The organism is Agarivorans sp. 1_MG-2023, assembly GCF_030548385.1.
GTDB lineage: Bacteria > Pseudomonadota > Gammaproteobacteria > Enterobacterales > Celerinatantimonadaceae > Agarivorans.
The window spans coordinates 396,740-410,390 of the sequence record NZ_JAUOSJ010000002.1; the positions used below are offsets into that span (position 1 = coordinate 396,740).

The 13,651-nt window shown below is 44.9% G+C and carries 12 protein-coding genes; 7 read left to right on the forward strand and 5 right to left on the reverse strand.

The features are described from left to right. Positions 1-133: 133 nt before the first annotated feature. From Q4592_RS03855 to Q4592_RS03865, 3 genes are read left to right on the forward strand one after another with little or no spacing between them, the layout of a single operon-like run. Positions 134-1,165 carry an efflux RND transporter periplasmic adaptor subunit gene (locus Q4592_RS03855; protein WP_303509983.1) on the forward strand — a complete coding sequence of 344 codons (1,032 nt, stop codon included), beginning with the start codon at positions 134-136 and terminating at the stop codon, positions 1,163-1,165. Continuing rightward, positions 1,165-4,290 carry an efflux RND transporter permease subunit gene (locus tag Q4592_RS03860; protein WP_303509985.1) on the forward strand — a complete coding sequence of 1,042 codons (3,126 nt, stop codon included), beginning with the start codon at positions 1,165-1,167 and terminating at the stop codon, positions 4,288-4,290. Before Q4592_RS03855 ends, Q4592_RS03860 begins: the two co-directional genes overlap by 1 nt. An 8-nt stretch (positions 4,291-4,298) precedes the next feature. Further along, positions 4,299-4,586 carry a hypothetical protein gene (locus tag Q4592_RS03865; RefSeq protein ID WP_303509987.1) on the forward strand — a complete coding sequence of 96 codons (288 nt, stop codon included), beginning with the start codon at positions 4,299-4,301 and terminating at the stop codon, positions 4,584-4,586. Between the two features lie 29 nt (positions 4,587-4,615). Here the strand turns inward: Q4592_RS03865 and Q4592_RS03870 are convergent, their stop codons facing one another. The 4 genes from Q4592_RS03870 to Q4592_RS03885 all read right to left on the reverse strand — a co-directional run bounded on the left by Q4592_RS03870 (position 4,616) and on the right by Q4592_RS03885 (position 7,807). After that, positions 4,616-4,906: an RNA-binding protein gene (locus Q4592_RS03870; protein ID WP_303509989.1), complete on the reverse strand. Its 291-nt coding sequence runs from the start codon at positions 4,904-4,906 to the stop codon at positions 4,616-4,618. 112 nt (positions 4,907-5,018) lie between these two features. After that, positions 5,019-5,642, reverse strand: coding sequence for a PolC-type DNA polymerase III (locus tag Q4592_RS03875; RefSeq protein ID WP_303509991.1), 624 nt, complete (start codon positions 5,640-5,642; stop codon positions 5,019-5,021). Positions 5,643-5,719: 77 nt separating this feature from the next. Then, on the reverse strand, positions 5,720-7,042 hold the full coding sequence (locus Q4592_RS03880) for a cell wall metabolism sensor histidine kinase WalK (protein WP_303509993.1): 1,323 nt from the start codon (positions 7,040-7,042) through the stop codon (positions 5,720-5,722). A 15-nt stretch (positions 7,043-7,057) separates the two neighbouring features. Then, on the reverse strand, positions 7,058-7,807 hold the full coding sequence (locus Q4592_RS03885; protein ID WP_303509995.1) for a response regulator transcription factor: 750 nt from the start codon (positions 7,805-7,807) through the stop codon (positions 7,058-7,060). Positions 7,808-8,059: 252 nt separating this feature from the next. On the opposite strand from Q4592_RS03885, the gene Q4592_RS03890 reads away from it, so the two are divergent. The 4 genes from Q4592_RS03890 (at position 8,060) to Q4592_RS03905 (ending at position 12,400) form a co-directional block, all read left to right on the forward strand. Then, positions 8,060-9,076 carry a DUF2860 family protein gene (locus tag Q4592_RS03890; protein WP_303509998.1) on the forward strand — a complete coding sequence of 339 codons (1,017 nt, stop codon included), beginning with the start codon at positions 8,060-8,062 and terminating at the stop codon, positions 9,074-9,076. 25 nt (positions 9,077-9,101) lie between these two features. Further along, positions 9,102-9,920, forward strand: coding sequence for a hypothetical protein (locus tag Q4592_RS03895; protein WP_303510001.1), 819 nt, complete (start codon positions 9,102-9,104; stop codon positions 9,918-9,920). 264 nt (positions 9,921-10,184) lie between these two features. Continuing rightward, entirely contained in the window at positions 10,185-11,381 is a 1,197-nt protein-coding gene (locus Q4592_RS03900) for a YjgN family protein (protein WP_303510002.1), read from the forward strand. Positions 11,382-11,386: 5 nt separating this feature from the next. Beyond that, positions 11,387-12,400 carry a M48 family metallopeptidase gene (locus Q4592_RS03905; protein ID WP_303510004.1) on the forward strand — a complete coding sequence of 338 codons (1,014 nt, stop codon included), beginning with the start codon at positions 11,387-11,389 and terminating at the stop codon, positions 12,398-12,400. 65 nt (positions 12,401-12,465) lie between these two features. Here Q4592_RS03905 and malE read toward each other — a convergent pair whose 3' ends face one another. Next, a complete protein-coding gene (malE, locus tag Q4592_RS03910) occupies positions 12,466-13,644 on the reverse strand; it encodes a maltose/maltodextrin ABC transporter substrate-binding protein MalE (RefSeq protein WP_303510007.1) in 1,179 nt (392 codons plus the stop codon). Positions 13,645-13,651: the final 7 nt, after the last annotated feature.

Consider the following 13,651-nt stretch of genomic DNA (forward strand, 5'->3'; position numbering starts at 1 on the left):
ATCTCGCCAATTATGTTTTTTTAGGAACTAATCCTGCCAAATTCGCATTTATCACTTCTGTCATAAACTAAAGATAGACCATTTAGCTTGGCTTGCGATAGAGTCGGTGTTCAGTTTGTAAAGGTAAGCAATAATGCGACGCATCATTTTGATTATGGCGGCGTTGATTACTGTTGCTACATGGAAGTTTTACAGTAACGACGCTGCTGATTCGGCAGCCACTCCGAATAAACCCGTTACCGTAGAAGTGGTGACCATAGAGAAAGGCCAGCTGCGCGAACAAGTGCATTTGTTAGGCAATGTATTCTCCGCAAGCTCGGTGAATATTAACCCTGAGGTTGATGGCCGTATTGCCACTGTGGCGGTTAAATCTAGCCAAGCAGTTAGCAAAGGCCAGTTATTGGTGCAGCTTGATAACCGCCATCAACAGGCGGTGTTACAGCGTGAACAAGCCCGTTTAGACGACATACTTCGCCAACATAAAAACTTACTACAACTGTTACCCAAAGGTGCCACTACTCAGGCTGAAGTAGATCGTTATGAGTCACAAGTAGCGATGCAGCAAGCTGAGTTAGCGATTGCCACAGCGGCTTTGCAAGATAGAGCTATTCGAGCGCCTTTTAGCGGCAAACTGGGGTTAGTTGACTTAAGCCCCGGCCAATTGGTGAATACCGACACCACTCTTACGACGTTAGATAATGCTGATACTTTACGCCTCAATGTACCGGTGGCAGCCCGCTATTTAGGGCGAGTTGCCGTCGGCCAACAAGCGCAAGTGCATCAAGCTGGGCTTCAACATCAAGTGTTTGATGCCACGGTGAGTAGTATTGATAGCCGAGTGCGTGGCGAAAGCCTCAATGTTTACATTCAGTTGTCTATTGATAATCAACAAGCGGGTTTGGCACCGGGGGCTCTGGTTACGGGTGAGTTAGCTCTAAACGCTCCAGAGCGTTTACTGCTGCCCTTGCAAGCGGTGGCCTACGACGGTGATCGCCGTTTTGCTTACCGAATAAACCAGCAGCAGGTGGACAAAGTTGAATTAGAACTGGGCGTGCGTGGCAATAATGTAGTGGAAGTACTGAGTGGTTTGGAAGCGGGCGATAAAGTGGTGTATCGCGGATTAGTGAAGCTTCACGATGGGATTGAGGTTGACGTACTAAACTAATGAAAATTTCAGACCTGTCGATGTATCGCCCGGTAGCGGCGATAGTACTAAGCATATTATTGATGTTATTTGGGGTTGTTGGCTACAGCCAACTGCCGGTGCGCGAAATGCCCGACATTGAAAGCCCTGTGGTCTCTATTGGTACGCCATATCGCGGTAGTGCTTCTTCCATCGTAGAATCGCAAATCACCAACCCGATAGAAGATGAACTTAGCGGCATTGATGGTATTGATTACATCTGGTCTTCGTCTTGGGATGGCTGGTCTGGCATTACTATCACCTTCAAGCAAGGCTCTGACATGCTGGCGGCGGTGAGCGATGTGCGAGATGCGGTAAGCCGTGCGCGTAATCGTCTGCCTGATGACGTAGATGAACCGGTGGTGCGTAAAAACGACAGTGAAGAAGCGCCATTTATGTGGCTAAATCTTACCGCTACCTTGCAAGATCGCGTTGAGTTAAGTGACTTTGCCGAACGGATACTGATTGAACGTTTAAGCCTACTGCCCGGAGTGAGTGCGGTAAATACCTCTGGTTTGGTTGAGCGGGTAATGTACGTGGAGTTAGATTCCATTGCGATGGCTGGGCGCGGGCTCACCACCAATGATGTTATTGATGCGCTTAATCGAGAAAACCTGCAGTTGCCGGCCGGTTACGTTCGAAATGATAGCCTAAATATTGTGGTGCGCATGGAGCGCATGTATCAGCAAGCCGACGATTTTGCTGAGCTACAAATTGCTAACCTTAATGGCGACAGCGTTACCCTCGATGATATCGCCCACATCTACATTGGCGCTAAAAAAGACACCACTACCTTTAAAAGCAACGGCGTAGACAGCATGGGTTTGGGCATTGTTGCTATGTCTAAAGCTAACCCTTTGGAAGTGGCTGATACAGTTAACAAAGAACTGGCTTCTTTGCAGCGTTTTTTGCCTGAAGGCGCTGAGTTAAGTGTTGATTACGATAGCACTATTTTTATCCGCCAGGCGATTAACGAGGTGTATTCAACCCTAGCGATTTGTGCCTTATTAGTGGTGGCAGTGTTGTATTTATTTTTGGGGCGACTAAGCGCCACCATTATTCCTGCGGTAACCGTACCAGTATCTTTAGTGGCTGCCTTCTCGGTGGCTTATATGCTGGGTTACAGCATTAACTTAGTGACTCTGATGGCCCTCATTTTAGCCATTGGTTTGGTGGTGGATGATGCGATTGTGGTGGTGGAGAATATCATTCGCCATAGAGCTGCGGGCGCACCGCCTTTGGTTGCGGCGTTTCGCGGTGCAAAAGAGCTAAATTTTGCTGTTATTGCTACCACCGTTGTATTGGTCATGGTGTTTTTGCCGCTGGTATTTATGCAGGGAAAAATTGGCGACTTGTTTAGCGAATTTGCGGTGTTGCTGTCGGCTGCGGTGATTTTCTCTTCTTTAGTGGCGCTGACTCTTGCACCCGTAATGGCGGGTAAGCTATTTGAGAAAGATCCCACTAAGGTGACTTGGCTCAATCGCTCAGTAGGCCGAGCAATGACAGCGCTGCAGAACAGGTATGCGGCTTTGTTGGAAAAAGTGGTGCATTTTAAAGTGAGCGCTGTGCTGGTGGTTGTGGCGTGTATGGCCCTGCTTGTGTGGGCTTATCAGCAGCAAAATCCGGCCTTTGCACCTAAAGAAGACCGCGGGGTTGTTAACGTATATGTTGGTGGCGTGGAGGCGACCAGTTACGATCGCATGGTAGAAAGCATGGCGCAAATTGAGCAGCGCTTATTGCCTATGATGGATCAAGACGGCCCTATCGACACCCTTAATTATTCTGCCCCTGCTTTTGGCAGTTGGGCCGACCACCAGGGCTTTTTCATTGTTCGCTTAAAAGATTGGAGCCAGCGAACTCAAAATGCCGCTGAAGTAGTAGAGATGATCCGCGATGCTGCTCATGATGTCAGTGACGTAAAAGTCTACCCCTATCAACCCGGTTTTGGCGGTGGAATGGGCGAGCCAGTGCAATTTGTATTACAGGGCGATGATTATGAAAGTCTTTATCAATACGCACAAATGCTAGAGAAAGAAGCCAACGATAGCGGTTTAATGCACGGGGTTCAGCTTGATTACAATCCCACTACGCCGGAGATACTGCTACAGGTAAATCGCTTAGCTGCCCGCGAGTTGGGTATTAGTATCGACGATATTGCTAGCACCTTAGAAGTACTGCTTGGAGGACGAGCTCAAACCCGATTCGAAGAGTTTGGCGAAGAGTATGACGTTTACTTAAAGGCCGATGAAAGCCAGTTCCAATCGCCCAGTGATTTGAGCAAGGTGTATCTGCGCAGTGCCAGTGGCGCCTTGGTGTCTTTAGACACCTTGGTGGAAGCGAATGATGTGGCATCTGCTCGAGGCTTGTTTCATTATCAACGGAAAAAGTCGATAAACCTTAAAGCTAACTTAAGTGACGATGTGAGCTTGGGCGAAGCACTGAGCTTTTTGAACCAGGTTTCTAGCGAAATTTTGCCTAGCGGCTATACCGTAGATTACGCTGGAGAATCAAAAGAGTTTTACGATAACCAGCGAGAAATTTGGTTGTTGTTTGCCATGGCTTTATTGGTTTGTTATTTGGTGTTAGCGGCGCAGTTTGAAAGCTTTATTAGCCCCGCCATTGTCATGCTAACCGTACCTCTGGGGCTGCTAGGAGGATTGCTCGGCATCCTTATTACTGGTGAAACTTTTAATATATATAGCCAGTTAGGTTTATTAATGCTTATAGGTATGGCAACCAAAAACGGTATTTTAATTGTAGAGTTTGCCAATCAATTACGCGACCAAGGTTTGGCAGTGAAAGAGGCCATTATTAAAGCGTCTACCAATCGCTTACGGCCGATTATTATGACGGCCATGACCACCTTGCTAGGTGCGGTGCCTATGTTGCTTGCCACTGGCGCTGGTTCGGAAACCCGCTTTGCGATTGGTATTGTAATATTTAGTGGCATGTTACTGGCCACTTTTGTGACGCTGTTTGTGGTACCGTGTTTGTATCATTTATTGGGGGGCTTAAGTGGCTCACCGGAAGCGCGTGCCGAACAACTTAATCAACAGTTACAAGGAAATAGCGCAATATCAAATCGCGACAACAGATGTGAGAACTAATGCGAAAAATGGATAAAAAACGCGATAAGGATATCGTGGCGGCTTTAACCACGGTGTGCGAAGCGGCTAAGCTAGATAACGCGGATTTTAGTTGGATTAGCCATCAAGTAAACTATCAGCGCTTTCCCGATAGTTTAGAAGTGCAGTGTGTTTACGCTCACCAAGGTGCACTGCAGAGTGCGGAGCGGGTGGGTGAACTGAAGAAGATTATCGAGCAAATTAACCTAGAGTTAAATGCTAAAGGTATTCAGTTGAATAACCTTAAACGACAAGTTCGTTTTAGTAGCGAAGAATAGAGATTAGTCGCTACTAAAACAGCGCGAGATTATTCGCCTTCTTGCTCTGGCCATATTTGCTCTTCAGCTGGCGTTTCTGGCTTTTCGTCGGCCGCTTTTACGCGAATTTTGTTACCCGCTTGCTTAGTGCCGTTGAGTGCGTCAATCGCTGCTTGAGCAGCGCTATCGTCGGCCATTTCAACAAAGCCAAAACCTTTTGATTTGCCACTTTCTTGGTCCATCACTAAGTCGCAACTCTGTACTTCTCCGTGGGCTTCAAATAAGGCTAACAACTCGGTTTCGGTAATGGTGCGAGCTAGGTTGCGGACTAATAATTTCATGGTGTACCCATTGTTGGCGGAGAAAAAAAAGGGCGGCGATTGTGCCACATCATCTTGAGGCTTACCACCGGAAATCAGCTATTCAATAGCTTTTATTTTATATCACTCATTGTTACGCAATTTTACGTAAAAAGCTCGCGACATTTGCTTTACTCTTACTGCTTATCTGTTGCATTAAGCTAAAGCTTGGTTGGTCTAGATGGTATTGATTAGCGAGCTGCTCTAGCAGACAGTTCCATAGCTTGGCTGTCATTTCTGAATCGGCTAACGCTCGGTGAAATACACCGTCGTTCTCAATATTGTTGTAAGCCACTAAACTCCCCAATTTATGGTTGGGGGCGTCGGGAAATAAACGGCGTGACAGCAACATAGAGCAGGCAAATTGGCCTTGAAGTGTTCGGCCTATTTGGGCAAATTCGGCCTCTAAAAAACGTTGATCAAATGAGGCGTTGTGCGCCACAAGGTTATGAGACCCCACAAATTGATAGAAACGTTCCATCACCTCTTCACAAGGCGGGGCGTCGCGTAACATGGTATTACTAATGCCAGTGTAGTTTTCAATAAACGAGTTAACCCTAAACCCCGGGTTCATTAATTCTTGAAAGCGCTGAGTGGCTTGACCATTTTCTAGCAGTACTGCGCCAATTTCTATCGCTCGGTCACCTTGGTTCGGTGACAGCCCAGTGGTTTCGAAATCGAGAACAATAACAGTATTAGCGGGTGAAGAAGGGTTCAAAGGCCATATTCTTTTTAAGGATTACATCGAGGGGCTAATAATACCGCTGTGTGGCAACCAGGCCAAGTGTTCAACTCTTATTTGCTGGTTTTGTTTTTTTCATCTTGATGTTGAAACAGGGGGAGCTCTAAGGTGAACAATGCACCACCAATTGGGCTATCGCTAACTTGTGCGTTGCCGCCATGGTTAGCCACAATACGCTCTACAATCGATAAGCCTAAACCGTGACCGCCACTTTGCCTGCTACGGCTATCGTCTACTCGAGCAAAGGGTAAGAATATGGATTCGCGATACTGTTCTGGTACACCGATACCGTCATCATGCACTTCAAAAAATACTGACTTATTGGATAAGTAAGCGCGAATAAGGATCAGCTTTTCAGCATATTTTTGGGCATTCACTATCAGGTTATTTAAGGCGCGGCGCAGCAGTTTTTCATCTGCCATCAGCGATAAACCCACTGGACATTCGATTTGTAGTTTTAAGTTAGGACTTAGTTTAGATAAACGCTCGCACATATTGTAAAGCAGCGGGTAGGGGTTGAGCGATTCGGGGTGAATACCGGTAGCCTTAGTGAGCTGAGAAAAGGTAATTAGCTCGTGAGTAAGATCTTCCAAGCTGTCCAAATCTTCATCCATTTCTTGAATGTGCTCATGCATGGTTTGCATATCGGTAATTGAACGGGTCATGTCCAAGGCAAAACGCAGATTGTTTATCGGCGTCTTTAGCTCGTGTGAGGCAGCCATTGTCATGGCGTCTTGTTCTTGAATTAGCGTTTTAAGTTTATAGGCCATCGCATTTAGGCTGCGGGCCATGTGGTTGATTGGCGAAGGGGCTTTTTCGTTTGCGCTTACATCAAAGTTACCTTCACCCAAAGATTTGGTCACCTTAGCAAGGCGGTAGGTATGGCGAGTAATCGAGAACGAGAACCACATTACCGTTGCGGCTAAACACCCTCCAATAAGAGCAACCATATACCAGAATAACCAATCGCCGTGGTCAATAAACTCTTCATCGAGATCTAGCTCCAACACTTGTTGATTTGGCCATTGGTAAAAAAGGGTGATGTCGTCATCATCCAAAAAGTTAGAGTGTACGGCAATATGTTGGCCATGCCGCATAACATGTAACCGTTTTTCGGCGTCCATATCAGTGATGGGATAAATGCGAATAAAGAAAGGGAATTCTTCTTGGTAGCGAGTGAGTACTGCGTCTACATCTGGGTTTTCGGCGTGTAATAAGTCGCGTTCTAACAAGTAATATATTGGTAGGGTAATTGTGCCTATTTGGTCTCGCTCAATTTGTTGAACTCGCTCTTCAATGATGACCCCATAAATAAAAGTGGCCGCCACAATAGCAAACACCGACGACAAGAATAATCGTAGAAATAGCGTAATCATGGTTGCGTTGCTGACCTAAGCGGCTTTAACAAATAAATAGCCTTTACCACGTACCGACTTAATGTAGCGGTAGGGCGGGGTATTGTCGTTAAGCTTTTTGCGAATAGTGGATACACGCATATCGAGTGAGCGATCTAATCCATCGTAGTCAATGCCGCGCATTTCTTTAAATAATACGTCGCGAGGTAATACATGGCCAGCGTTGTCCATTAAGAAATAAAGCAAATCAAACTCTGCGTCAGTAAGCTCTAATAATTGTTCGCCTAACCAAATACGGCGTTGGGTTTTGTCGGCATCTAAGTCTTGGCAAATAATTCGGTGAGCATTGCGCGGTTGTTCAGCTTGATTAGTGTGCTGATTGTCTAATGCTGAAGTGCGGTCACTGCGGCGCAGCGCCGAGCGTAAGCGCGCAAGCAAAACATGCGGGCGTAATGGTTTACTTAAAAAGTCATCCACGCCCAAATTCAACGCCGACACTTCGGTTACATCGTCGCCTTGGGCGGTAACCATAAGAATAGGGCCGGAATAAAAGTCACGCACTACTTGGCATACTTGAATGCCATCCATACCTGGTAGCATTAAATCTAACAATACGGCATCGGGGGAATGTTTAGCGATAAGCGCGGGTGCTTGGTCTCCACGCTCACTAGAAATAACTTCAAAACCTTCACTACGCAAAAATGTTGCCACCAACTGTTGTTGACGTGAATCATCCTCGATTAATACGATTCTTTTATGTTCTTGGCTCAATTTGTTTCCCTGCATAGACAACTCCCCTAGCTGGCTCATTTTAGAGAGCGCCTAAGACGATGCAATTACCTCTTACAAAAATACGACAAATATCATTTAATTGTAAATTTTACCTCACGATCTGGTTAAGGATTCTGTGAAAGATTGACTATCCCTGACGAAAGACTGACTGATTGAGAATTTGTCGCATTTTACAATCTTCTCAACAACTGATTGAGCGATGAGCGCTAATCGCTTTCGCTAGCGTTATATAGGACAGGGAACAGGATGAAAAAATCTCAACAGGCCGTTTCAATAGCTGCCGCTATCACTACTTTATTAGGCGCAGTTAGCCATGCAAATGCCACGGGTTACATTGATGATGAATCAGGGTTTGGCTTCGAACTGCTATTAGGCGCTACCGTAGGCCAACAGCAATCGCAGTTTGATACTGATGATGACAACGCCACTACTGCAGATTTAAACAACTCAGGGAATAAAAGTTCTGGTGTAGGCCCAGCCGTGTTAGGTGAACTTAATTATACTTTTGCCAACCGAAAAACTCAGATTTTCTTAGGTCAACAAGATGAAAACATTGTTCGAGGTCAAGACCAAATTGAGCTAGGCATAACCCAAATGGTGGGTGAGTACTCAGAGCTTGAATTAGCCTACTTTCCGCGTATTCCGGGTTTTAGTGAAACTTGGCAAGACCCATATTTAACTGGCTCTGCACGTCAAAAAACCGATGCCGATAGCAGCGGCTTTAGAATGGCTTGGCGCTATATTTTTGATACTCCAGTTACTTTACGTTATGGCTTTGCTAAAGCGGATATTGAAAACGAACGCAGTGGCGTGGCCTTTGGTTTAGATGCGGCCGAGCAACAGTTAATGCAGCGTGACGGTTCGTATCATCGATTGGCGGCTGAGGTCATGGTTTATGACGAAGGCGGGTTAATGATTACCCCACAATTGACTTACACCAAAGCAGATACTGACGGTGATGCGATGGCGTTTGATGGCTATGGTGTTGGCCTAGAAGCCACTTATTCATTTGCTGAGCGCCACTTTACCAGTTTATTTATGAATTACGCCAAGCGCGATTATAAAGGGCGGAACCCGATTTTTAGTCAAACTCAAGATGATGATGATGTTGGTATAAATGCCATTTATGGCTATATGCGCCCCTTTGATTTTGATAATAGCTCGCTGTATGTGATGGCGTCTTACGAGAAAGGCAGTAGTAACATTTCGTTTTACGAGAGTAAGTCTTTAGGCATGTTAGTGGGTGTTGCTTACGAGTTTTAGGGCTCAAGGCTTAAGGAGGTTTGCTATGTCGGTGTCTATGAGCATAAGAGTATTGGTGCTGTTGGCGTTATCGAGCATGTTTGTAGCTAACGTTGCTTTAGCTGCGCATCAATCTAGAACGGTAATTTACCAAATAGAAGTGGAGGGGGATGTGGTTGGTAGTTATCAACTTACACGAATGGTTAACGATTTGCAGCCAACCGCGATGACTATTCAAGAGCAAGTGAATCTCGATTTTAGCTTTTTATGGTTTAACGAACAGTATCAACGAAACGGTAAAGTAATGTTGGAAGGCGGAAAGCTAAAGCACTTCGCCTATAAGGTCAGCGATGAGGAGGCGCAATACCTGATTTTTGGTAGTGATAAGCTTGAACAAGGTTTACACATTAATGCCGTAGAGCACAAGGCTGAGCAGAACCCCACTAGGGTAAAACAGCTGGCGAAGTCTATTGACCGCAAAGGGGCGGATAGTGGGATCCCATTAGCATTAAGTGCTTTTTCTGATGCACCTGATGCGATTGTTCAGCAAATTGATTTTGATACTGATTCCGCCAGTTTAGCAGATCACTTAGTTACATCCATTGACCACAAAAATACTCATACCCTGAAAGTACTGGATTTAGATGAATTCGATATCATCTCATATCAGGTTAAATACTTAGGTGAAAAACCCTTAAGTGCCGCTAAGCGAGTATATGTTAGCCATGGTTTTGAGTTAGCGAATAATACCTCGAATACTGAAATTTGGGTGAGTAAAGATAAGTTGGGGGCGTTTATCGTTGAGCAGTCAGGGGTTAATGACGGCGACAGTTTTAAAGTGAATATGCAGCAGTATTTGTTTTAGACCCACTTAATGAGTGACGACTTTAATTAACAAAATACATTTTATTTATAAAAAGAATGATGCTAGCACTTTGCTATCGTTATTCTTTTTGTTTTTATCATTTCTAAAAGCGTGATTGAAAGCGCTATCGCATCACTTTCTTCCTGAATTAACGCAATATTTTAACTTTTACTAACAAATCTAATAATTATTTGGTTATTATAGCCAAAAAATAATAACACATTAGTAATATCAATTAATTAGCACAAATTAGGAAGCGTTAACATGGAAGACTATAAACCGCAAAATAATCCTTTTAGCTTTAATGGAAGAGCCGGAGAGTTCTTTGGTATTTGGATTGTAAATGTACTTCTCACCATTCTTACTCTAGGCATATATTCCGCCTGGGCTAAGGTTCGTAACAAGCAATATTTTTATGGCAACACCGAGCTAGCCGGAGAAAACTTTGAGTATTTGGCTAAGCCTTTACAGATTCTTATTGGTCGAGTTATTGCACTGGTATGTGTGATTGCTTGGGTAGCGTTGCCGGCTGTGAGCGAAGCCGCTAGCGCAATACTGGGCTTGGCGTTTGTGGCCCTAATGCCGGTATTAATGGTGAAAAACTTGCGCTTTGACTCTAGAGTCACTCGCTATCGTAATGTGCGCTTTGATTTTGCCGGCTCTTACGGTGAGGCTTACAAAACGTTTTTAGTATTGCCGTTTGTTTACATGCTGAGTTTTATCTTAATTTTAGTTGTCGTAAGTTACGTATTTACACTTATTTCTAGCGTATTGGGCGGCATTATTAGTGTGGTGTTGTTTGGTTTAGGCATTACCTATGTAAATGCAATGATTGCTACTCAAATGAGCACTTACATTCTAAACAATTACCGCTGGGGTAACTTACAGTTTGCTGCCGACATCGACTCGCGTGCAGTATTCAAAATATTCTTAAAAGTAGCCGCTATGGGTTTAGGTGGATTTATTGGCTTAATGCTAATACTTGCTTTGATTGCATTTGTTGCCTTTAGTACTGACCTAGGCCAAATAGCCATGATGTTTGCCAATATAGGCGAGGGTGGCATGCAAGACTTAGCTTCTAAAGGATTAATCTTTGGTGTTATTGGCGTTATATATTTGAGCTTTTTCTTACTTGGTTGGTTTGTTACTGCTTATTTACAAGCATGCATAAGAAACTATCAATTCGGCCAAACTGATTTAGAAAGCAAGCTATATATGGATTCAAACGTTAAACCAATGGCTTTTTTAGGGGTGATGTTAAGCAATATGCTGCTCACTGTTTTTTCACTCGGTTTAGCTATTCCGTTGGCTAAAGTCCGTATGGCTAATTTTATGGCCGATGCTACTGCGGTAATGGGCGAAATTGACACGGTGGCTAACCAAAACCAAGTGAGTGATAGTACTACGGCTATTTCTGATGAAGTGGCCGACGCCTTTAGTATTGAGGTGGGTGTTATTTAAGCCATATGAATTTTAAGGGCAAAGTATTTGTAGCCAATGGCTCTTTGTCTAGAGCAGCGCGTTTGCACTGCTCTGACGAGGGCTGGTTAGAACTGAGTGATGAACAGGGGGCTACCCGTGCTAGGTTTGATGATCTGGAGATTTCAGCCGCGATCGGCAATCAGCCGCGAGCTATTAGTTTCAGTAACGGTGATCGCTTTGTTGCGGATCAGCCATTGGAATTAAATGCTTGGTTAGACAAGCACGGCCAATCATCGCTGCTTAAAAGCTTTGAGAAAAACTTTTTGGTTATTGCTGTGGCCATTTTGGTCAGTGCCATGGTGGTATACGTGAGCATAGAGCAAGGCTTGCCTCGCTTGTCTCAGTCTTTAGCAAAACACATTCCCGATGTGGTTGCGGTGGAGCTCGAAGAACGAACGTTAGAGCAGCTCGAATCTGTAGGCTTTGAACCCACCGAGATTGATACAGAAACTCAGCAGCTTATTCAGGGTAGTTTCCAGCAGTTGGTTAGCGGTATTAACGACTTACACCCAAGCCCGCAATTGCTGTTCTACAAACTGTCCGACCAAGCTAACGCTTTTGCGTTGGCGAATGGTTCCATCATAGTGACCGATAAATTGGTCGAATTAATGCAACAACCTGAACAGTTGAATGGCATATTACTGCACGAACTCGCTCATGTTGCACATAACGATGTAATGGCAGGGTTAGTGCGTTCGGCACTTGTTAGTACCGCTGTGGTTTTGCTGGTAGGTGACAGCAGCTTGCTGGTGGATGGCTTGGTGAGCGCAGCAGTGTTAGGACTAAGTATGGGATATTCCAGAGAAGCAGAAGCAAGCGCAGATCTTTTTGCCTGCCAATGGAGCCAAAAACTGGGCTTATCTGAACAGCACTTGTTAAGTGGCTACCAACATCTTTTTGAGTATGTCGAAGCAGATATTCCCTCCTGGATAAGCAGCCATCCAGGCGATGAAGAGCGGCTAGAGCAGTTAATTCAGTGTTCAACCGCTATTGATTAAAGGTTACTTATTAGCGTCAAATTAAGAAAATAAAAAGCCGAAGTTACTCTTCGGCTTTTTTGTTATTAACGTGTAATCCGCTTAGCGGCGGCATTAAGTGCTTTTTCTACTGGTTGCCTTCCGGTGGTGATGTTAGTTAGTGTGGTTGCCATCGCAGCCCAAAACTTACCCATGGCGGCAGCGTTTGGCATGGGTTCACCTTGGGCTGCACTTGCGTAAACCGCTTGAACTTTAGGGTCGTTTGCGAGTTCTTTTTCTAGTTCGAGGTTAGCCATTGCGCCAATGTCGCCACTGCTGAAGAGCAAACGTTGGTTTTCTACCGTCATTAGGTAATAGTTTAAAAACTCGTCCACTAGGGCTGGGTGTTTAGTGGCGCTATTGACCACCGCGCTCCAAATGCCAACAAAGGCTTTTGCTGGTTTACCGTTCACGCTAGGGAGTGGAGCAACCCCAAAATCCATCCCTACACTGTTAAGCTCATCCCAATACCACGGGCCATTTATCACCATGGCCACTTCGCCTTTAATAAACTGTACATCCATAATTGAATAATCGGCGTTGCGAGGCATCACTTGCTCATCAAGCATCCGTTTTAGCAAGTTTGCGGCATACATGGCGCTAGGGTGGTTTACTCCAGTATCTTTAACGTTATAACGCTGGTTTTGTTTAGCGAAAACGTAAGCGCCGTCGGCCGCTAACAACGGCCAAGTGTAGTAGGTATTGTTGTAGTCCCACAAAATGGCCTTGGCTTTATGTTGCTCTTGTAATTGTTGATCTAATTGAAAAATCTCTTCAAAAGAAGTCGGTACTTGGCTAATTAAAGCCTTGTTATAAATAAGGCTAATGGCTTCTATTCCAATTGGGTAACCGTAGGTTTTCCCTTCTACGCTCACAGCATCCCAGGCGTAATCTACCGCAGAAGCTTTTAGTGACTCACTGGGTTTTAATTCACTGATTAATCCTGCTTTAGCCCAATCACCTATTCGGTCATGTGGCCAAAAAATAACATCAGGGCCTTCGCCATTTCGGGCTTGTATCTCAAAATTTCCGGTAATATCAACGGGGCGCTTTACTTCAACGTTTACCCCTGTATCGGTGGTAAAATCTTGCGCAATTTGTTGCATTTGAGCATGGCTTTTACCTGTCCATATGGTAATGCTAGGCGCATCGACTTGATCGGCCTTTGCGCAGGCTATACCCAGCACTAATAACGTGGCCGCGAGGCTGCTTATTCTAGTTATCATTTTTCTA